The organism is Variovorax sp. H27-G14, from assembly GCF_046156345.1.
Taxonomy (GTDB): domain Bacteria; phylum Pseudomonadota; class Gammaproteobacteria; order Burkholderiales; family Burkholderiaceae_C; genus Variovorax.
This window is the reverse complement of sequence record NZ_JAYLVN010000015.1, coordinates 58,015-80,268: the sequence shown is the minus strand read 5'-3', so window position 1 is coordinate 80,268 and position 22,254 is coordinate 58,015. Positions and strand designations below refer to the sequence as shown.

The following is a 22,254-nucleotide window of genomic DNA, read 5'->3' as shown; positions in this document are numbered from 1 at the left end:
GCGCGTCATGCGCCCTGGGTGGTTTGCGAGGGCATTGCAGACGTCGTGTGCAACAGGCCGGCCTGCCGGTGCGCCTGCGCGAGTTCTTCCATGCGCGCCAGGTCATTTGCCTTGCCGCGGGCGTTGCCTTGCACGTCGCCGTGCACGTCGCCGTTCGCCTCGCCGGCGCGCAGCGCCGCGGCCAGCTCGGCCACGCTGGCGTGGTCGAACACCAGGCCCGGCGCCACCTCGATCTGCAGCAGCTTGCGCAGCCGCGCAACCAGCTTGATCACCAGCAGCGAGTGGCCGCCGAGTTCGAAGAAGTCCTCCTCCACGCCGATGGCCTCACGCTGCAGCAGGCGGGCCATGGCTTCGGCCAGCACGAACTCCAGCGCGTCGCGCGGCGCGGTGGCCTGCGGCGGCCGAGCGTCATGCACGGCCAGCGCCGACAGCGCGAGCCGGTCGATCTTGCCGTTGGGCAGGCGCACAAACGCTTCCACGAAGGTATAGCCCGAGGGCAGCATGTGCGCGGGCAGCAGCGCTGCAAGCTGCGCCGCGAGCGCGGTGCGCGCGGATGCCGGGGCGAGCTCAGGGCCGGGCACGACAAAGGCCGACAAGGTCGCGTCGCCGCCGGGGCCGGACGGTGCCAGCACCACGGCCTGTCGCACGCCGGGTTGCGCCAGCAGCGCGGCCTCCACCTCCGCCGGCTCGACACGAAAGCCGCGAATCTTGACCTGGTGGTCCCCGCGCCCGGCCAGGCGGATGCCCCCTTCGGGCAGCACGTGCGCCAGGTCGCCGGTGCGGTAGAGCCGTTCACCCGGGCGGAACGGGTCTTGCACGAAGGCGCCCTCCCCGTCACGGTTCAGGTCGCTGCGGTTCAGGTCGTCCCGGTTCAGATAGCCGCGGCACAGCTGCGCACCGCCCACGTACACCGCGCCCAGCCCGCCGCTGGGCACCAGCTGCAACGCCTCGTCGAGCACGTGCACGCGGTTGTTGGCCAGCACGCGCGACAGCGGCAGCACCGGCGACGCGGCATCGGCGGCCGACACGCGGTGCACCATCACGCCCACCGTGGTCTCGGTGGGTCCGTAGTGGTTGTACACGGCGCATTCCGGCGCCAGCCGCGCCAGCCGCTCGACCAGCGCGCGCGGCGTGGCCTCGCCGCCCAGCACCAGCGTGCGCGGCAGCACGGGCGCGTCGTCCTCGAGCAGCGCCTCGAGGTGGGACGGCACCATCTTGAGCGCGTCGATGCGGCGCTCGCGCATGAAGCCGGCAAAGGCCCGTGCGTCCTTCACGTCGGCGTCGCCGGCCACCACCAGGCATGCGCCGTTGAAGAAGGCGCCGAACAGCGCGGTGTTGCCCAGGTCGGCCACCACCGAGCTGGTCAGCCCCCAGCGGCGACACCGCGCAAGGTCCATTGCCGCCGATGCCGCAGCCACGTAGTTGAGCAGGTTCCCCTGCGCGATCACCACGCCCTTGGGCGTACCGGTGGACCCCGAGGTGTAGAGCACATAGGCCAGGTCTTCCATCGACGCCGCATGGCCCGGCGGGCTGTCGGGGAAGTTGCCGAGCTCGCTGTCGGGCGGCACGGCCTGCAGCACCAGCGAAGGCGCGGCGTCGGCCAGCACGGCGTGGCGGCGCGCCGCGGGCCAATCGGGGTCGAGCGGCAGGTAGCTCGCACCCACGCGCCAGGCGGCCAGCATCGCGACCAACAGGTCGGCCGAACGCGGCAGCGCAAGCGCCACCCTGCCGCCGGCTGCGACGCCGCGTGCCTTCAACCAGTGCGCCACGCGGTTGATGCGCGCATCGAACGCGCGGTAGCTCATGCGCAGCTCACCGGCTTCGAGCGCGGGCGCATCCGGCGTGGTTTGCGCCCAGCGGGCGACATGCGCCGCCAGCGTGCGGTCGCCGAAATCGACGGCCGTGCCCTGGGCCGCCAGCAGCATCGCGCGCTCTTGCGCCCCCACCACGGGCAGGCCGGACACCGTCGCGCTGGGCCGTGCCGCCGCGCCACCGAGCAGCGTGGCGAGCTGCAGCAACAGGCGCTCGACCGCGCGCGGCGTGTAGCGCAACGCGTCCGCGTGCAGCGCCAGGGCCAACGCGTCGCCGCTGAGCTTCACCTGCAGCGCCAGCTCGAAGCAGCGCATCGGGCCCGGCGCCTCTTCCACGTGCCATGACGTGCCCGTGCCCGTGCCCGCTTGCAGGTGCGCGTGTCCGCTGACCACGAAGCCCACGGCAGGATGCGCCGCGGTCTGCGGTGCGTCCACGGCCCAGTACTCCTGTGCATCTGCATGCGCGCCGAGCATCTTGCCCAGGCGCATCGCCCAGTCCGCGAACGGGGTGTGCGGTGCCAGGTCGACACGCACCGGCAACACCTTCTCGAACACACCGACCGACCCTTGCATGACCTCGTAGTCGCGGCGGCAGTCGTGCTGCCAACCACCCGCGAAAGGCCGGTGTCCGTTCAGCCGCGCAATGAGCGACCACCACGCAGCCTGCAACAGCGTTTCCACCGGGATGCTCGCGGCGGCGGCGGCAACGCGCAGCCGGGCGGCCAGGTCGCCGTCGATGGGCTGCGTGCGAAAAAAACGCTCGGGTGCAGGCACAGGTGCGGGCGATGCGGATGCACCCTCGCCCCGCATGGCCAGGCGCGGCGCCGACAGCGCGGCGGCATCCCCCATATGACCGCGCCAGTACGCGCGGCCTTGCGCCGCTTCGTCGCCGCCGTCCAGGTCCTGCCGCCATTCCACGAACTGCGCGTACTGAAAGGTCTCTTCTTCGTCGGGGGCCGGTCCGCCGGCATAGGCGGCGGCGATCTGTTCGAACAGGGTGTGCATGCTGCCGGCATCCGCCGCCAACGCGCTCACCGCCAGCGCGAGCTTGTGGCTCGTCTCACCCAGCCGAACCAGCCCGGCGCGCACTGCCACGCCATCGGCCATGTCCAGCGGCGCGTTGGCGAAGGCGCCGAACCAGTCGGCGAATACGGCCGTGCTGTCGATGCTTTCGCGAAGGTCCAGCGCCTGCCAGCGCAGCGGCGGCATCGCGTCCAGCGTGCGCTGCCGCAGGCCGCGAAAGCCGGGCACCTGCAGCACCGCGCAACGCAAGGCGCCATGCGCCTGCAACACGGCCTGCACGGCGGCTTGCAAGCGCGGCGCGTGCAGCGCACCTTCGATTCCGGCGAGCAGCACCAGCGTGGAGCTGCCGGGTGATGTTTCACCCGGCAGCATGGCCGCGACGGCCCGCTGCTCGGGGCTGAGGGCCAAGGTGGCGCCGGTGGTGTCTTGGAGCATGGCAGCCATGAATCAGCCTCCTGCCGCCAGGGCGACCGATGCCTGTGCAGACACGCCCGGCACGCTCGGCATGCGCGCTGTCGGCACCTGCAGCGCGGCGCGGTCGCACATGGCGCCCATCGCCACCACGATCTTGCGCGGGCCCTCGTACGGGTCGCGCGCATGGGCGGCGAGCATGTTGTCGAGCATCACGACGTCACCCTGGCGCCAGTCGAAGCGCACGGCGCATTCCTCGTAGGCACGGCCCACGATGGCCATGGTTTCGTCGGCAATCGGCGAGCCGTCGCCGTAGGTCACGTGCCGCGGCAGGCGGTCCAGCCCGGCCATGGCCACCAGGTCCTCTCGCACCTCGGGCTCCAGGCAACTCACGTGGTGCAACTGAACCTGGTTGAAGAACACGCGCTCGCCGGTGACGGGGTGCGTGATCACCGCCGGGCAGCGGGTGCGGGTCTGCAGCGTGTCTTCGTCCAGCCAGCGCCAGCCGATGTCGGCACCCGCAAGGCGGGCCTCGACCTCGGCCTTGCTGTCGGTCTTGAAGAAGGTCTGCCAGCTCACGTCGAAATTGGGCGTGAACGTGCGCACGTAGAGCAGCCCCTTGCGCTCGAACCCGGCCACCACTTCGCCCGGCAGGCGGCGCAGCATCTCGCGGCAATCGACGATGGGCGTGGCGCCGCCCACGGGCGAGGGCAGCTCGCAGAAGAACCACTGCTTGCGCGGCCAGCGGTCCAGGTGCGAACTCTCGTTGTGGTACAGGATCATCTGGCGCTCGGGGTACGGCGTGGACCGGTAGGTGTTCTTGCCGCCTTCCTTCTTCGGCAGGTCGCCGTAGCCGCCATAGAGCTCCGGTTCGATCACTTCCGCGAAGGCCTCGAACTCCTGTGGCGTGCGCAGGCCGAAGTTGCGCAGCAGGATGGCGCCATGGGTGCGCAAGTGGGCCTCGATGAACTCGCGCTGCTCGCGCGCCCAGGCCACCGCATCGAGGTCGCCGCCGGTGGCTTCGATCACGAGCGGAAAATTGCGTTCTGTCGACAGGAACGAAGTGCGCACCGGCAGGCGTGGCGCCTGCGCGCCGGTGCGGTCCTTGTCCACGAGTTTCTTGAGCTTGTGCAGCTTGCCCGGCACGGGAGACGGAGATGACATGGTTGGGGTTTCCAGAGGGATGGGAGTGACAAGGTTCTCCAGCATTCCGGTTGGCGATGTGGCCACCTGTTGCAGGAGATCGCGCCATGCGGCGGCGGCCTGTTCGATCGACTCGCGCCGGTACAGGCTGGTGGCGTAGACCCAGTTGGCGGTGAAGCCGGTGAAGCCGGTACTGCCCTTGCTGCGCGTGCCGTCCGAATCGCTCTCGCTCACGAACACCGCCAGGTCGAACTTCGATGCGACCACGGGCTGTTCCACGGCCTCGATGACGACGCCGGCCATCTCCAGCCGGCTCACCGGCATGTTCTGCATGACGAACAGCACCTGCACCAGCGGGTTGTGCTGCTGGCTGCGGGGTACGCCCGCAAGCTCGACGATCTGGTCGAACGGCACGTCCTGGTGCTCGAAGGCGGACAAGGTGCTCTCCTTGACCTGCGCCAGCCACTGCGCGAACGTGAGTTCCGCGGCCATGCGCGAGCGCAGCGGCACCACGCCGACGAAGAAGCCGATGAGCTTTTCCAGGTCGGGATGGCCGCGCCCGGCCACGTCGGTGCCGATCACCAGGTCCTGCGCGCCGGCCTGCCGGTGCAGCACCAGCAGGAACACTGACAGCAGCAGCGTGTAGAGCGAGGTGCCGTGCTGCCGGGCCAGCGCGCGCAGCGCCTGCGCCAGTTGCTTGTCGACCTCGATGGCGACGGCGTCGCCGGCCGTGGATGCCGTGCGGGGGCGTGCGTGGTCGGGCCTGAAGGTGGACAGCGCGGGGGCGCCGTCGAGGTAGCCGCGCCAGAACGCCGCCTCCTGGTCGAAGCGCTGCGCGAGCTTGCGATGGTGCCAGTCGGCATAGTCGGCGTACTGCACGCGCAACGGCGGCAGCACCGCGCCCCTGCGCTCGCGCAGCGCTGCGTAGATGGCCATGAAGTCCTGCACGAAGATCGATTCCGACCAGCCGTCGAACACGATGTGATGCACGCACAGCAGCAACAGGTGCGTGTCGGGCGCGGTGCGCAGCACCGTGGCAGCCAGCAGCGGCCCCGCGGCCAGGTCGAACACGGTGCGCGCGTGGGCGTCCTGCGCGGCCTGCACCTCGGCTTGCTGCTGCGCGAGCGCAAGGCCCGCGAGATCGCGCAACGGCACGGCGAGCGGGCCGGGCAACTGGACACACGCCACGGGCTCGCCCTCGTCGTCCTGCGGGTAGGTGGTGCGCAGCACCTCGTGCCGAGCGACGATGGCGTCGAGCGTGGCGCGCAGTACATCGGCGTCCACCGCGCCCCGAAGCCGCAGCGCCGCCGTGATGTTGTAGGCAACCCCCTTGCCGGACAGGCGGTCGACCAGCCACAGCCGCTGCTGCGCGGGCGAGAGCTTCATCTGCACGGTGCGCACGACCGGTAGCAGCGTCGGCTGCAGAGTCGACACGGCGCCGGCCTCGCCGCCCGTGCGATGGCTGCCCTGCGCCTCCTGGAGGTGGCTCGCAAGCGCATGCAGCACGGGGTGCTCGAAGATCCGGCGCAACGGCAGGTCGAGGTCGATCGTCTCGCGCACGCGCGAGGCGATCCGGGTGGCCAGCAGCGAGTGGCCGCCGATCTCGAAGAAGTTGTCGTGGCGCCCGACGCGCGGCAGGCCCAGCACCTGCGCCCAGATCGCCGCCAGCGCCTCCTCCAGCTCGCCCTGCGGCGCCTCGTAGGCCTGGTCGTGGGTGACTTCCGGCTGCGGCAGCGCCTTGCGGTCGACCTTGCCGTTCGGGGTCAGCGGCAGCGCGCCGAGCAGCACGATCACCGAAGGCACCATGTAGTCGGGCAAGGCGCGGCCCAGCCGTTCGCGCAGCACGGGCGCATCGACCGCCTGCGCGCCGTGCAGCGACACGTAGCCCACCAGGCGTGCACCGGCCGGGCCTTCGCCGGCGACCACCACGGCTTCGCGCACTTCCGGCTGCGCCAGCAACCGGGTTTCGATCTCGCCCAGCTCGATGCGAAAGCCGCGGATCTTCACCTGGTGGTCGATGCGCCCCAGATACTCGAGCCGACCGTGGCCGCTCCAGCGCACGAGATCGCCCGTGCGGTAGAGGCGCCCGCCCGCCGCGTCGAACGGGTCCGCCACGAAGCGTTCCGCACTCAGCGCGGCACGGCCGAAATAGCCGCGTGCCAGCCCGATGCCGCCCAGGTAGAGCTCGCCCGCCACGCCGGTCGGCGCCAGGCAGAGCGCTTCGTCGAGCACGCGAACCTGGGTGTCGGCGATGGGGCTGCCGATGTGCGGCACACCAGGCAGACGTTCCACGCGATCGGCCGTCGACCAGATGGTCGTTTCGGTCGGACCGTACATGTTCCACAGCTCGATGCCGAGTTCGCACAGGCTGTGTGCCAGGTCGGCCTGCAGCGCCTCGCCACCGCACAGGCCCTTGAGCCGCGCTGGCCGGCCGTGCAGTCGCAGGTCGGCCTCGAGCAGCCGCCAGCCCGACGGCGTCGATTGCAGCACCGTGGCGCCGCTGTCGCGCAACAAGCGCCCGAGCGCTTCGCCATCGCGGGCCACGTGCTTCGCCGCGAGCACCAGCCGTGCGCCGCACACCAGCGGCAAATAGAGCTCCAGCGCAGCGATGTCGAAGGACAGCGAGGTCACGGCCAGGAGCACGTCGTCGCCCGAGAGGCCGGGCGCCTCGCGCATGCTCGACAGAAAGTGGCTGAGCGCGGCATGCCGCACCATCACCCCCTTGGGCTTGCCGGTCGAGCCCGAGGTATAGATCACGTAGGCGAGGTTGTGCCCGTTCGAGGGCACCTGCGGGTCATTGGTCAGGTCATCGGCCAAGCCATTGGCCGGCTCATCTGCAGACTCGTGGGCGGTGGGCAAGGCATCGAGCACAAGCACCTGCAGCCCCTCGGTCGCGGCCGAGAGCTGCGCCACCAGTTCATGCTGGTGGCTCTGCGCGAGCAGCAGGCGGATGCCGCTGCTGGCCACCATGTAGGCCAGGCGCTCAGGGGGGTACTCCGGGTCCAGCGGCACGTAGGCACCCCCGGCCTTCAGGATCGCGAGCAGGCCCACCACCATGTCGATCGAGCGCTCCACGGCAATGCCCACCATGCTTTCCGGCTTCACACCCCGCGCCATCAAACGGTGCGCCAGGCGGTTCGCCCGCGCATTGAGTTGCGCGTAGCTCAGGGCTTCGTCGCCGCACACGAGCGCCACCGCCTCGGGTGTCTGCCGGGCCTGGCGTTCGATCAACCGGTGCACGGGGGTGTCGACGTCATGGCGTCGTGCATTCACGCCCCAACCGTGCAACTGCGCCTGCTCGGCTTCGCCCAACAATGCCACGCCGCCCACCGTCTGCTCGGGATGCTCGGCCAGTGCGTTCAGCACCGCCAGGTAGTGGCCGGCCATGCGTGCGATGGTCGGGGGTTCGAAGAGCTCTGCCGCGTAGCGCAGGCTGGCCTGCACACGGCCATTGGCGTCTTCGGTGGTTTCCAGCGTGAGCTCGAACTGGGCTGCCTGCGCACCCAGGTCGCATTCGGTCAGCGTCAGGCCGGGCATGCCTTGCAGCGCACCGGCATCGCCGCGCTGGTGGTTGAACAGCACCTGGAACAGCGGGTTCGCGCCCAGCACGCGTTCGGGCTGCAGCGCCTCCACCAACTGTTCGAAGGGCAGGTCCTGGTGCGCCTGGGCACCCAGCGCGGCATCCTTCGCGCGGGCCAGCACCTGCAACAGGCTCTCGCGCCCATCGAGCACGCTGCGCAGCACCTGCGTGTTGACGAAGAAACCGATCAGGCCTTCGGTCTCGGCCCGGTGCCGGTTGGCAATCGGCACGCCCACGCGAACGTCCAGTTGACCGGTGTAGCGGCTCAACAGCACCTGAAAGCCCGCGAGCAGCGTCATGAACAGCGTGGCGCCCTGCGCCTGCGCGCGGCGTAGCAGCCCCCCGGTCAAAGCAGGCGGCAGTTCGAAGGTGTGGCGCGCCAGGCTGTAGCGGCCATCGGTGCGCCGGGGGTTGTCCGCTGGCAATTGCAGCACCGGATGCTCGGTGCCGACGTGCTGCGTCCAGTAGGCCAGTTGCCGCTCTCGCTCGCCAGCCTCGAGCCAGTTGCGCTGCCACGCGGCGTAGTCGGCGTACTGAATCGGCAGCGGCTGCAGCACTGGCGCACTGCCCTGCAAACTGCCCTGCAAACCGCCCCGCACGCGCGCGGCGTACTGCGCCACGAACTCGTTCACCAGGATCTGCATCGACGCGCCGTCGGACACGATGTGGTGCATCACCACCACGAGCATGTGCGCCTCGGGCGCCATGCGGATCAGCCCCACGCGCAGCAGCGGCCCGTCTGCGAGATCGAAGGGCGTGCCGCTCAGGCGATCGACCTGCGCCCTGCTGCGCGCCTCGCGCTCGTCCTGCGACGTCACGCCGCCCAGATCGAGCACCGTGAAGTCGGCTTCGACGCCATCGCGGATCACCGCTTCGGCGCCGCCGCCGTCCGCGGGGCGAAAGACAGTGCGCAAGGACTCGTGGCGCTGCACCAGCGCTGCAAAGCTTGCGCGCACGGCATCCACGTCGAGCCGGCCCGCCAGCATCAGCGCACCGCCGATGTGGTACGCCGTGCTCTGTGGGTCCAGCTGCCAGAGGAACCATTGGCGCGCCTGCGCATACGAGGGCCTGCCGCGCGCCGCTGGCTGCGCCCCGACGATCGGAAGGCGCGCAAAGTCGATCTTCTGCTGCTGCAGCAAGGCCAGAAAGGCCTTCTGCTTCTCGGCAGGCAGGCGGGCGAATCGCTGCGCCAGTTCGTGCTTCTTTTGTTCCATCAGTCTTCCAGTGCTTCCAACAGGCTGGCCATCTGGTCCAGGTCCCCGGCTTCCTCGGCGATCTCGGTCGAGCGCATCTGTGTCACGGCCTCGCCGATTGCGACCAGCGACATGCGCTGGAAATAGATAGCGAGCGGCAGCCGCACGCCCAGCTCGGACTGCGTGCGCGTCTGCGCCTGCAGCACGGCCAGCGAATGGCCGCCGAGTTCGAAGAAGTTGTCGTTGCGGCCCACGCGCTCCACACCCAGCACCTCGGCCCAGATGGCGGCCAGCTTCTGTTCCGTCTCGCCCACTGGCGCTTCGTAGGCGTTGCCTGCAGTGAACTCCGGCTGCGGCAGCGCCTTGCGGTCCACCTTGCCGTTCGTGTTCAGTGGCAGTGCATCGAGCACCACCAGCAGCGTCGGCACCATGTAGTCGGGCAATGCTTCACCGAGGCGTTCGCGCACGACGCTTGTGTCGATATCCCGCCCCGACACATAGCCCACGAGCCGCGTGCCCGTCGGGCCTTCTTTGGCAACCACTACTGCTTCGCGCACTTGCGGGCTCGCCAGCAACCCGGCCTCGATTTCACCCAGCTCGATGCGGAACCCCCGCACCTTCACCTGGTGGTCGATGCGGCCCAGGTACTCCAGCTGCCCTTCTTGGTTCCACTTCACCAGATCGCCGGTGCGGTACAGGCGCTCGCCGTCGTCGGCCGCGATGAAGCGCTCGGCCGTCAGGCCTTGGCGCTTCAGGTAGCCGCGCGCCAGCCCGGCCCCGGAGACATACAGCTCGCCCGCCACCCCCAGCGGAGCGGGGTTCAGTTGCCCGTCGAGCACGCGCATGCCCAGGTCGGGAATGGCAATGCCCACGGGGCTGCGCGCCTGGCCGAGGTCCGACGCTGTGATGCGCCGGTAGGTCACGTGCACCGTGGTCTCGGTGATGCCGTACATGTTGATCAGCTGCGGGCTGTCGTCGCCGTGGTGCTCGATCCAGCCGCGCAGGCGCTGAGGGTCGAGTGCTTCCCCGCCGAAGATGACCGTGCGCAATGCCAGGCCGCCTTCATACGCACCGGGCAGACTGGCCAGTTGGCCGAAGGCCGAGGGCGTCTGGTTGAGCACCGTGACGCGCTCGTTGCGCAGCAGCTGCAAAAAGTCTTCCGGCGAGCGGCTGACCCAGAAAGGCACGACCACCAGCCTGCCGCCTGTGCACAGCGCGCCGAACATCTCCCACACGGAGAAGTCGAAGGCGTATGAATGGAACATCGTCCACACGTCGTCGGCACCGAAGTGGAACCATGCGTCGGTCGCGTCGAGCAGGCGGCTCACGTTGCGGTGGCACAGTTGCGCGCCCTTGGGGCGGCCAGTGGAGCCGGAGGTGTAGATGACATAAGCGAGGTTCTCGCCATGCAGCGCGACCCCGGGGTTGGTGTCGGGCTCGGCGGACAGGTCGAGCGTGTCCAGTGCCAAGACTTCCAGCGAATCAATGCCGGGCACCTGAAGGTGGCTCTGCGTGAGCAGCAATGCGATGCCGCTGTCCTCCACCATGTAGGCCAGGCGGTCGGCCGGGTACTCCGGGTCCAGCGGCACGTACGCGCCGCCGGCCTTGAGGATCGCCAGGATGCCCACCACCATCTCGATGGAGCGCTCCACCGCAATGCCGACCCTGGCCTCTGGCTGCACACCCAAGGCGATCAGCCGGTGCGCCAGGCGGTTCGCCCGGGCGTTGAGTTCGCCGTAGCTCAGGGTCTGGTCGTTGAAAGACAGCGCCAGGGCGTCGGGCTGTGCGCGCACCTGCCGTTCGATCAGATGGTGAATCGGCTCGCCCCCTGCAACCACTTGCTTGCGCGCGCCCCACGACGCCAGCTGCGCAAGCTCGGCTTCGGGCACCACCTCCAGCTGGCATGCCAGCCGCCCCGCCGGTGCGGCCAGCGCCTGCACGACGGCCTCGACCGCGGCATGCATCAGGCTGCAGACGCGCTGCGCATCGACGGCCTCATGAACCTGCGCCACCAGTTCGAAGCCCTCGCCCAGGTCGTCCACCGACATGTCGAACGGGTAGTTGGTGCGCTCCCTGCGGGCCAGCATTTCCATGCCCTGCCAGTCCTGGTTCTCCTCGCCTGCCCGGGGCTGCACGCTGTACCGGTAGTTCAGCAAGGACGTGAAAAGCGGCGTTCGCTCCGACAGCCCGCTGCAACGCAGCGCAAGCGGCAAGCTGGCGTACTCGTGGTGCATCAGGTCGCTGAGCGCGGCATGCGTCTGGCGCAGGCACTGCACCACGTCCTGCGCGCCCAGCCGCACGCGCAGCGGCAGCGTGTTGATGAACATGCCGAGCGCCCGGCCGGCGTCCGCGCCGCCTTGCATGCGTCCGAAGAGCACGGTGCCGAACACCACGTCGTCCTTGCCGCTGGCCTTGCCGACCACCAGCGCCCAGGCGAGGTGGAACAGCGTCGCCGCGCTCACACCATGGCGCTGCGCCTGGCGTCGCGCCTGCCTGGCCAGCCCGATGTCCATCAGGCGCCGGGCCTCCTTCACACGGCTGCCGTCGCCCTGCACGTCGAGCAGGTTGAAGGGCGCCGTCGGTTCCTGCACATCACCCAGCATCTGCCGGAAGAACGCCTCGTGCTCCGCCTGGCTGACGCCCAGCCGCGCCTGCGCCACGAAATGCCGGAACGCCACCGGGGCGGCCAGTGCGTGCGCACGGCCCTGCTGGATCAGCGCGATCTCTTCCACGATGCGTTCGATCGTCGTGTGGTCCACGACCAGGTGATGGTTCGGCACCTGCAGCAGCCACTTGCCGGTGGCCGCGTCATGGGCGGCGATGGCGCTGAGCATCGGCGCCCGACGCACGTCGATGCGGTAGTGCCTCGGGTCGACCATGGCTTCGAGCTGCTGCGTACTCTCCAGCCATTGAAGTTGCAGCACCGCTTTTCGGTACACCACCTGCACCGGTTCGGGCAGCCCCTCCCACAGCACCGCCGTGCGCAGGATGTCGTGCCGTGCAATCACCTCGTTGAAGCTCGCGACGAACCGCTCCAGCCGCTGCCGGGTGTCGAAGCTCAGGCTGTTCAGTGTCACGTAGGCATCGCCTTGGGTCTGCAGCAGGTGATGGAAGAGCATGCCCTCCTGCATCGGCACCAGCGGATAGATGTCCTGGATGTTGGCCGCACCTCCCGGCACTTCGGCCGCGACGGCCGCGATCTGCTGCGCGTTCAGCGTCACCAGCGTGAGCATCTGCGGCGTGATCGCTTCGCAACCGTCGCCAGGGATGCCGTTGGGAGGCACCTCGACCTCGGGGCGGGGGGCGGCTTGCGACATGGCCTGCACGAACGCAGAGAACCGGGGCTGTTGGAACAGCGTACGAACCGGCACCACCCACCCCGCCGCGCGCATCCGCTCCAGCAGGCCGAGTGCGAGCAGCGAGTGGCCACCGAGTTCGAAGAAGTCGTCGTTGCGGCCCACGCGCTCCACGCCCAGCACCTCGGCCCAGATGGCGGCCAGCTTCTGTTCTGTCTCGCCCACTGGCGCTTCGTAGGCGTTGCCTGCAGTGAACTCCGGCTGCGGCAGCGCCTTGCGGTCTACCTTGCCGTTCGTGTTCAGCGGCAGTGCATCGAGCACCACCAGCAGCGCCGGCACCATGTAGTCGGGCAATGCTTTACCGAGGCGTTCGCGCAAGACAGTTGTGTCGATGTCTTGTCCCGACACATAGCCCACGAGCCGTGTGCCCGTCGGGCCTTCGTCGGCGACGACCACGGCTTCTCGAACCTCGGGCTGGGCCTGCAGTTGCGCCTCGATCTCCCCCAGCTCGATGCGGAAGCCCCGCACCTTCACCTGGTGGTCGATGCGGCCCAGGTACTCCAGCTGCCCTTCGTGGTTCCACTTCACCAGATCGCCGGTGCGGTACAGGCGCTCGCCGTCGTCGGCTGCGATGAAGCGCTCCGCCGTCAGGCCCTGGCGGTTCAGGTAGCCACGAGCAAGGCCCACGCCCCCCAGGTAAAGCTCTGCGGCCACACCCACCGGCACCTCGTTCAACGCCGCATCGAGCACATGGGTCTGGATACCACTGATCGGCCGGCCGATCGGAACCTGCGTGCGCCCGTCGTCGCGGCACGTCCAGTGCGTCACGTCGATCGCTGCTTCCGTCGGGCCGTACAGGTTGTAGAGAGCAGCGCCAGGCAGCCGTCGGAACACCGCGTTCTGCGCCTCGGCCGGCAGTGCCTCGCCGCTGCAAACGATGCGCGTGAGGCTCGTGCAGGCCTCCACGCCGTCGTGCGCAAGGAACGCCTGCAGCATCGACGGCACGAAGTGCAGCGTGGTGATGCCGTGGCGACGGACCAGCGCCGACAGCAACTCGGGGTCGCGGTGGTCCCCGGGCTTGGCCACCACCAGCCGGGCGCCATGCATCAGCGGCCAGAAGAACTCCCACACCGACACGTCGAAGCTGAACGGGGTCTTCTGCAGCACAGCATCTGCGGCACCGAGGCGGTAGGCGTCCTGCATCCAGGCCAGGCGGTTGTAAAGGGCTATGTGGCGGTTCGCCGTGCCCTTGGGGCGGCCGGTGGAGCCGGAGGTGTAGATGACGTAGGCCAGGTGCTCGCCGTGGAGGTCGAGCTCGGGGTTGGTGTCGGGTTCGGCGGACAGGTCGAGCGTGTCCAGTGCCAAGACTTCCAGCGAATCAATGCCGGGCACCTGCAGGTGGCTCTGCATGAGCAGCAATGCGATGCCGCTGTCCTCCACCATGTAGGCCAGGCGGTCGGCCGGGTACTCCGGATCCAGCGGCACATACGCGCCGCCGGCCTTGAGGATCGCAAGGATGCCCACCACCATCTCGATGGAGCGCTCTACCGCAATGCCCACCCGGGTCTCCGGCTTCACGCCCGATGCGATCAGCCGGTGCGCCAGGCGGTTGGCCCGTGCGTTGAGTTCGCCGTAGCTCAGGGTCTGCTCGTTGAAGCACAGCGCCGGCGCATCGGGGCGTTCTTGCACCTGCTGTTCGATCAGCCGGTGCACCGGCTGCTCTCCCGCATGGCGCTGCCCGTTCACGCTCCACTGCCGCAACTGCGCACGCTCGGCCTCGCCCAGAAGCGCCACCTCGCTGACCGTTTGATCGGGCCGGTCCGCGAAGGCCTGCAGCACAGCCTGGTAGTGCTGCGCCATGCGTTCGATGGTCGATGGCTCGAAAAGCGCCGCCGCGTAGCTGAAGTTCGCATGCACGCGGCCATCCGGCCCTTCGTCTGCGATCAGCATCAGGTCGAACTGGGCCGCTTGTTCCCCCAGGTCGTAAGGTGTGAGCGCCAGGCCCTGCAACGCCTCCAGTCCCGCGAAGCCGCCGCGCTGGTGATTGAACATCACCTGGAACAGCGGGTTGGCGCCGACACTGCGCTCGGGCTGCAGCGCCTCCACCAGCTGCTCGAAAGGCAGGTCCTGATGGGTCTGCGCGCCCAGTGCCGCTTCCCTCGCCTGTGCCAGCACCTGCGCAAGACTCGAACGCCCCTGCACGACGCCGCGCAGCACCTGCGTGTTGACGAAGAAGCCCACCACGCCTTCGGTCTCCAGCCGATGGCGATTGGCGATCGGCACGCCGATGCGAATGTCCTGCTGGCCGCTGTAGCGCGCCAGCAGCGCCTGAAAGCCCGCCAGCAGCACCATGAACAGGGTTGCGTTTTCGTCCTGCGCCCGCTTCTGCAGGGCCTGCACCAGCACCTTCGGCAGCTCGGTGCCGTGCAGGCGCGCGCGGTGGCGCAAGCCGGGTGCACGCACATGATCGAGCGGCAACTGCAGCACCGGCTGCTCGATGCCGAGCTGCGCCCTCCAGTACGCCAATTGCCGCTCGCGCTCGCCCGCCTCCAGCCAGTTTCGTTGCCAGACCGCATAGTCCGCATACTGGACCGGCAGGGGTTCCAGCTCCGCGTCGGTGCCTTGCACCTGTGCGCGGTACTGCGCCACGAACTCGTCCACGAGGATCTGCATCGACGCGCCGTCGGACACGATGTGGTGCATGACGACCACCAGCACATGCGTCTCGGCCGACAGCCGGATCAGGCCGATCCGCAGCAGCGGGCCCTCACCAAGGTCGAACAGGGTCTCGCCCAGGCGCAGGCTCTCCTGCTGCGCAAGTGCCTCCCGCTCGGGGAGCGACGACACGCCGCTGAGGTCTATCAGCGAGAAGTCGGGTTCGGCGGCTTCGCGGATCACCTGCTCCACCAGCCCGTCGGCCACGGCGCGAAAGACCGTGCGCAGCGACGCGTGGCGCCGCACCAGCGCTGCGAAGCTCGCCCGTACTGCCTGCACGTCGAGCACGCCAACGAGCCGCAACGCACCGCTGATGTGGTACGCCGTGCTCTGCGGGTCCAGCTGCCACAGGAACCACTGGCGCAGTTGCGCATAGGACACATGGCAGTGGTCTTGCGCGGCGTCTTCACGCGGCAGGATGGGAAACTGGTCGAGCGTCAGTCCCTTGGAACGGATCCCCTCGTACACCACGCGGCGCTGCTCGGTCGACAACCGGGAGAAGCGCTCGGCGATGCGACGGGTTGCGGTGCTTTCCATCAAACGGTCTCCATGCTGTCGATCAGCGAATCGATTTCTGAAAGGGCCTGGTCCACGGGAACGCCGCGCAAACCGTCGGCGATCCGGGCGGCCATGGCGGCCAGGGTCGGGTGCTGGAAGACATCGCGGATCGTGAGTTCGCTGTGCATGGCGGCATGCAGGCGCGCCACGAGCCGCGCGGACAGCAGCGAATGGCCGCCGAGTTCGAAGAAGTTGTCGTTGCGCCCCACGCGCTCCACGCCCAGCACCTCGGCCCAGATGGCGGCCAGCTTCTGTTCCGTCTCGCCCACTGGCGCTTCGTAGGCGTTGCCTGCAGTGAACTCCGGCTGCGGCAGCGCCTTGCGGTCTACCTTGCCGTTCGTGTTCAGCGGCAGTGCATCGAGCACCACCAGCACGGCGGGCACCATGTAGTCCGGCAACGATTCGCTCAGTTGCTTTCGCAGCGCGGCCACGTCGATTGACCGGCCCGCATGCGCGGACACATAGCCCACGAGCCGCGTGCCCGTCGGGCCTTCTTTGGCAACCACTACTGCTTCGCGCACTTGCGGGCTCGCCAGCAACCCGGCCTCGATCTCCCCCAGCTCGATGCGGAAACCCCGCACCTTCACCTGGTGGTCGATGCGGCCCAGGTATTCCAGCTGCCCTTCGTGGTTCCACTTCACCAGGTCACCGGTGCGGTACAGGCGCTCGCCGTCGTCGGCCGCGATGAAGCGCTCGGCCGTCAGGCCTTGGCGCTTCAGGTAGCCGCGCGCCAGCCCGGCCCCGGAGACATACAGCTCGCCCGCCACCCCCAGCGGAGCGGGGTTCAGTTGCCCATCGAGCACGCGCATGCCCAGGTCGGGAATGGCAATGCCCACGGGGCTGCGCGCCTGGCCGAGGTCCGACGCTGTGATGCGCCGGTAGGTCACGTGCACCGTGGTCTCGGTGATGCCGTACATGTTGATCAGCTGCGGGCTGTCGTCGCCGTGGTGCTCGATCCAGCCGCGCAGGCGCTGAGGGTCGAGTGCTTCCCCGCCGAAGATGACCGTGCGCAATGCCAGGCCGCCTTCATACGCACCGGGCAGACTGGCCAGTTGGCCGAAGGCCGAGGGCGTCTGGTTGAGCACCGTGACGCGCTCGTTGCGCAGCAGCTGCAAAAAGTCTTCCGGCGAGCGGCTGACCCAGAAAGGCACGACCACCAGCCTGCCGCCTGTGCACAGCGCGCCGAACATCTCCCACACGGAGAAGTCGAAGGCGTATGAATGGAACATCGTCCACACGTCGTCGGCACCGAAGTGGAACCATGCGTCGGTCGCGTCGAGCAGGCGGCTCACGTTGCGGTGGCACAGTTGCGCGCCCTTGGGGCGGCCGGTGGAGCCGGAGGTGTAGATGACATAAGCGAGGTTCTCGGCATGCAGCGCGACCCCGGGGTTGGTGTCGGGCTCGGCGGACAGGTCGAGCGTGTCCAGTGCCAAGACTTCCAGCGAGTCAATGCCGGGCACCTGAAGGTGGCTCTGCGTGAGCAGCAATGCGATGCCGCTGTCCTCGACCATGTAGGCCAGGCGGTCGGCCGGGTACGCTGGGTCCAGCGGCACGTACGCGCCACCGGCCTTGAGGATCGCAAGGATGCCCACCACCATCTCGATGGAGCGCTCGATCGCAATGCCGACCCTGGCCTCTGGCTGCACACCCAGGGCGATCAGACGGTGCGCCAGGCGGTTCGCCCGTGCGTTGAGTTCGCCGTAGCTCAGTGTCTGGTCGTTGAAGCACAGCGCGGTTGCGTCCGCGCGCGCGCGCACCTGCCGTTCGATCAGATGGTGAATCGGCTCGCCCCCTGCAACCACTTGCTTGCGCGCGCCCCACGACGAAAGTTGCGCAAGCTCGGCTTCACCGAGCAACGCAACGTCGCCCACCGTCTGCTCCGGATGGTCGGCCAGCGCGTTCAGCACCGCCAGATAGTGCCCCGCCATGCGCGCCATGGTCTGCGGCGCAAACAGCTCCGCCGCATAGCGCAGGCTTGCCAGCACGCGGCCATCGGCGTACTCGGTCGTTTCCAGAGTCAGCTCGAACTGCGCCGCTTGCGCACCCAGGTCGCGCTCGGTGAGCGTGAGACCGGGCAGCCTGCGAAGTGCCGAAATGTCGCCACGCTGATGGTTGAACATGACCTGGAACAGCGGGTTCGCACCCAGCACGCGTTCGGGTTGCAGGGCTTCGACCAGTTGCTCGAACGGCAGGTCCTGGTGCGCCTGCGCGCCCAGCGCGGCGTTTCTGGCGCGCGACAGCACTTGCTGCAGGCTTTCACGCCCGTCGAGCACGGTGCGCAGCACCTGGGTGTTGACGAAGAAGCCGATCACGCCTTCGGTCTCGGCGCGATGTCGATTGGCAATCGGCACGCCCACGCGGATGTCCGGCTCACCGGTGCAACGGCTCAGCAGTACCTGAAAGCCCGCAAGCAGCCCCATGAAGAGCGTGGCGCCCTCCCCCTGCAGCCGCTTGTGCAATCGGCGAACCAGATCGTGCGGCAGGTCGAAGCCGTGCCGCACGGCGCTGTAGCGGCCGTCGGCCTTGCGGGCGTGGTCGGTGGGCAGCTGCAGCACGGGCTGGTCGGTGCCGAGCTGCTGCGTCCAGTACGCCAGCTGACGGTCGCGTTCGCCGGCCTCCAGCCAGTCGCGCTGCCAGGCGGCGTAGTCGGCGTATTCGATCGGCAGCGCCGGCAATGAAGCCGCCGTGCCCTGCACGCGGGCACGGTACAGCGCCACGAACTCGTCGACCAGCACCTGCATCGACCAACCATCGGACACGATGTGGTGCATCACCACGACCAGCATGTGCTCTTCTGCCGCAAGGCGGATCAGGCCGACGCGCAGCAGCGGGCCCTCGCTCAGATCGAACGGTGTGTGGCCCAGGCGCAGGGCTTCCTGCTGGGCGCGCCGGTCGCGCTCGGTGTCGCGCTCGGTCTCGCGCTCGGTGTTGCGCTCAGTTTGGCTGCCGAGCGCGGCCAGGTCGAGCATCGACAGGTCGAGGCGGACGGCTGGCTGCACGATCTGTTCGGCCAAGCCTTGTGCGTCGGCACGGAACACGGTGCGCAGCGACGCGTGGCGCTGCACCAGCGTGTCGAAACTCGCGCGCAGGGCCTCGGCGTCGAGCTGGCCCGCCAGCTTCAGCGCACCGCTGATGTGGTACGCGGTGCTTTGCGGGTCGAGCTGCCACAGGAACCATTGGCGCATCTGCGCATGCGACAGCGCCAGCGTGCCGGCGCGCTGAGTGGCGCTCAGCACGGGAATCGCCTGCACGGGCGCGAACCCGCCGCCTTGGAGCGCGTGCGCGATGCGCGCGACGCTCTGGTGCGCAAACATCTGCCTGGGCGTGAGGTGCACACCAGCCCGTGCGGCGCGCGCGGTGACTTTCAGGCTGAGGATGGAGTCGCCGCCAAGCGCGAAGAAGTTGTCGTGGCGGCCCACGCGGGCGACGCCGAGCACGTCGGCCCAGATGGCGGCCAGCGCCTGTTCGGTCTCGCCCTCGGGCGCTTCGTAGGCCTGGTCGCTGGTGAAATCGGGCGCGGGGAGTGCCTTGCGGTCGACCTTGCCGTTGGCGTTCAGAGGCAGTGCGTCGAGCACCATCAGCACGCTGGGGACCATGTAGTCGGGCAGTGCTTCTGACAGGCGTTCTCTCAGGACTGCCGTGTCGATGCCTTGGCCCGATACGTAGCCGACGAGCCTCGCGCCTGCGGGGCCTTCATTCGCGACGACGACTGCCTCTCTCACTTCAGGCTGTGCCTGCAGTTGCGCCTCGATCTCTCCCAGCTCGATGCGGAAGCCACGCACCTTCACTTGGTGGTCGATGCGGCCGAGGTACTCCAGTTGGCCTTCGTTGTTCCAGCGCACGAGGTCGCCTGTGCGGTACAGACGCTGGCCGTTGTTAGTTGCGATGAATCTTTCAGCGGTCAGGCCTGCGCGCTTCAGGTAGCCGCGCGCGAGGTTGATGCCGCCAAGGTACAGCTCGCCAGCGACGCCTACCGGCACTTCGTTCAAGCTCGCGTCCAGCACGTACGCCTGCGTCTCGCTGATCGGGCGGCCGATCGGCACCTGCGTGCTGCCATCGTCCCTGCAAGTCCACTGCGTGACGTGGATCGTCGTCTCGGTCGGGCCGTACAGGTTCTGCAAGGTAGCGCCGCTAAGGCGTTGAAGCGCTTCCTTCTGCGTGGCCGCGGGCATCGCCTCGCCGCCGCAGATGATGTGTTTGAGCTTGGTCGTCGCTTCGATGCCTTCGTACGCCAGGAAGGCTTGCAGCATAGATGGCACGAAGTTCAGCGTCGTGATCTGGTGCTGCTGGATCAGTTCGACCAGTCGCACCGGGTCACGGTGATCACCAGGGTTCGCGATGACGAGTTTGGCACCTGAGGTCAGGGGCCAGAACATCTCCCACACCGACACGTCGAAGCCGAACGGGGCCTTGTGCAATACGGTGTCTTCGCCTGCGAGCGTGTAGAACTCTTGCATCCACGCCATGCAACTGAACAGAGCTGAGTGGCGAATCGCTGCGCCCTTGGGGCGACCCGTGGAGCCCGAGGTGTAGATGACGTAGGCGAGGTGTTCGCCATGCAGAGCGACTTGGGGATCGGCTTCGGGCTCCGAAGCGGTATCTAGCGTGTCGAGTTCCAGCACCTGCAGCGAATCGACGCCGGGAATCAACGAGCGCAGATGGCTCTGGGTCAGCAACAATGCAATGCCGCTGTCTTCGACCATGTACGAAAGACGTTCTGCGGGATAGTCAGGGTCGAGCGGCACATAGGCGCCACCAGCCTTGAGGATGGCAAGGATGCCCACCATCATTTCGGTGGAGCGCTCCACGCAGATTCCGACCAGCACGTCAGGGCCAACGCCCAAGGTGATCAATCGATGGGCCAATCGATTGGCTCGCGCATTGAGTTCCGCATAGCTCAACGCCTCCTCACCAAAGACCAGCGCAGGCGCCAGCGGCTTCGACTTCGCATACGCCTCGATCTGTCGATGCACGGGCTGCATGCCCTCGTGCCGGCGCGCGTTCTCGCTCCATTCTTGAAGCTGCGTGCGCTCCGCCGCACCCAGCAGCGCCACGTCCCCCACCGCCAGTTCCGGCTGCTCGGCCAACGCCCCCAGCACCGCCAGGTAATGCCCCGCCATCCGCTCCACCGTCTCCCGGTCGAACAGCTCCGCCGCATACAAGAAGGTCGCCTCGACGCGCCCGTCCTCGAACTCCAGCGTCTGTAGCGTCAGCTCGAACTGCGCGTCTTCTTCCTCGAAGTCCAGCCGCTCGACCGACACGCCCGGCCAGTCAGCCAGCGAGCGGTGGTCGCGCCGCACGTGGTTGAACATCACCTGGAACAGCGGGTTCGCGCTCAGGCTGCGTTCAGGCCGCAGCGCGCCGACGAGTTGCTCGAAGGGCAGGTCCTGGTGGGTCTGCGCGCCGATGGCCGTGTCGCGCGTTTGCAGCAGCAGTTCGGCCAGCGTGGTGCGCGCGGCCATGCGTGCGCGCAGCACCTGCGTGTTGACGAAGAAGCCCACCACGCCCGCCGTCTCCGTGCGGTTGCGGTTGGCAATGGGCACGCCCACGCGCGCGTCGGTCTGCCCGGAGTGCCGGAACAGCCAGGCATTGAAGCCCGCAAGCAAGGCCATGAACAGCGTGGCGCCCTGCCCCTGGGCCTGCTGACGCAGCCGTGCGACGGTCTGGGCGGGCACGGCGACAGTGACGCGTGCCGAGCCGTAGCGGCCGTCGGCATTGCGTGGTCGGTCGGTGTGCAGCGACATCACCGGCTGATCGGTGCCAAGGTGGTCGCGCCACCAGGCGAGCTGGCGTTCGCCTTCGCCGCCATCGAGCCATTGGTTCTGCCACACGGCGTAGTCGGCGTACTGCACCGGCAGCGCGGGCAGCGCCGGCGCCCGGCCCTGCACGCGCGCGGCGTACTGCGCGGCAAGCTCGTCGAGCGACAGCTGCACCGACCAGCCGTCGGACACGATGTGGTGCATCACCACCAGCAGTTGGTGCGCCTGCGCGCCGGTCTTCAGCAGCACGGCGCGCATCAGCGGGCCGCGCGTGAGGTCGAAGGGCGCGGTGCGGATGCGCTGCACTTCCTGGCGCACGGCTTCCGCGCGCGCCTGCGTGTCCAACGCGCTCAGGTCGATGCAAGGCAGCGCGACCTCGGCGGCCTCTTGAATGACCTGCTCGGCACCGCCGTCGCCCTCTTCGCGAAATACGGTGCGCAGCGACTCGTGCCGGTCGACCAGCGCCTGCACGCTCGCGCGCAGCGCCGCAGTGTCGAGCGCGCCGGTCAGCACCAGCCCGCCGCTCAGGTGATAGGCGGTGCGCGCAGGGTCCAGCTTCCACAGGAACCACTGGCGGCGCTGCGCGGAGGACAGCGGCGCGCGGTCGCGGTGCGGGCGAGGCGCGATGGTGCTTTCTGCCTGGTGCGTGGCGGTGTTCGCGCCAGCGTTGGCGCCGCGCAGGCGTTGCTGCAACCTGGCGCGTTGTTCCGTGCTGAGGCTGGCGCGGCGTGCGGAAATATCCTGGGTATCGGGCATGGGGAGGGG

At 68.7% G+C, this 22,254-nt stretch carries 4 protein-coding genes; all 4 read right to left on the bottom strand.

Going from position 1 to position 22,254, the window contains the following annotated elements:
- Positions 1-5: 5 nt before the first annotated feature.
- From VLK31_RS26780 to VLK31_RS26765, 4 genes are read right to left on the bottom strand one after another with little or no spacing between them, the layout of a single operon-like run.
- The gene (locus tag VLK31_RS26780) at positions 6-3,278 is read right to left on the bottom strand and encodes a non-ribosomal peptide synthetase (RefSeq protein WP_409171510.1); all 3,273 of its coding nucleotides are present in this window, start codon (positions 3,276-3,278) and stop codon (positions 6-8) included.
- Between the two features lie 3 nt (positions 3,279-3,281).
- On the bottom strand, positions 3,282-9,182 hold the full coding sequence (locus tag VLK31_RS26775; protein ID WP_409171509.1) for an amino acid adenylation domain-containing protein: 5,901 nt from the start codon (positions 9,180-9,182) through the stop codon (positions 3,282-3,284).
- Positions 9,182-15,709: an amino acid adenylation domain-containing protein gene (locus VLK31_RS26770; protein ID WP_409171507.1), complete on the bottom strand. Its 6,528-nt coding sequence runs from the start codon at positions 15,707-15,709 to the stop codon at positions 9,182-9,184. The genes VLK31_RS26775 and VLK31_RS26770 overlap by 1 nt, the downstream gene beginning before the upstream one ends.
- Entirely contained in the window at positions 15,709-22,245 is a 6,537-nt protein-coding gene (locus VLK31_RS26765) for an amino acid adenylation domain-containing protein (RefSeq protein ID WP_409171506.1), read from the bottom strand. The genes VLK31_RS26770 and VLK31_RS26765 overlap by 1 nt, the downstream gene beginning before the upstream one ends.
- Between the last annotated feature and the right edge of the window lie 9 nt (positions 22,246-22,254).

Bases quoted from the DNA above. Each gene is read 5' to 3' on its own strand.
- VLK31_RS26780 (WP_409171510.1), bottom strand. From the start codon at position 3,278: ATGGCTGCCATGCTCCAAGACACCACCGGCGCCACCTTGGCCCTCAGC.
- VLK31_RS26775 (WP_409171509.1), bottom strand. From the start codon at position 9,182: ATGGAACAAAAGAAGCACGAACTGGCGCAGCGATTCGCCCGCCTGCCT.
- VLK31_RS26765 (WP_409171506.1), bottom strand. From the start codon at position 22,245: ATGCCCGATACCCAGGATATTTCCGCACGCCGCGCCAGCCTCAGCACG.
- VLK31_RS26770 (WP_409171507.1), bottom strand. From the start codon at position 15,709: ATGGAAAGCACCGCAACCCGTCGCATCGCCGAGCGCTTCTCCCGGTTG.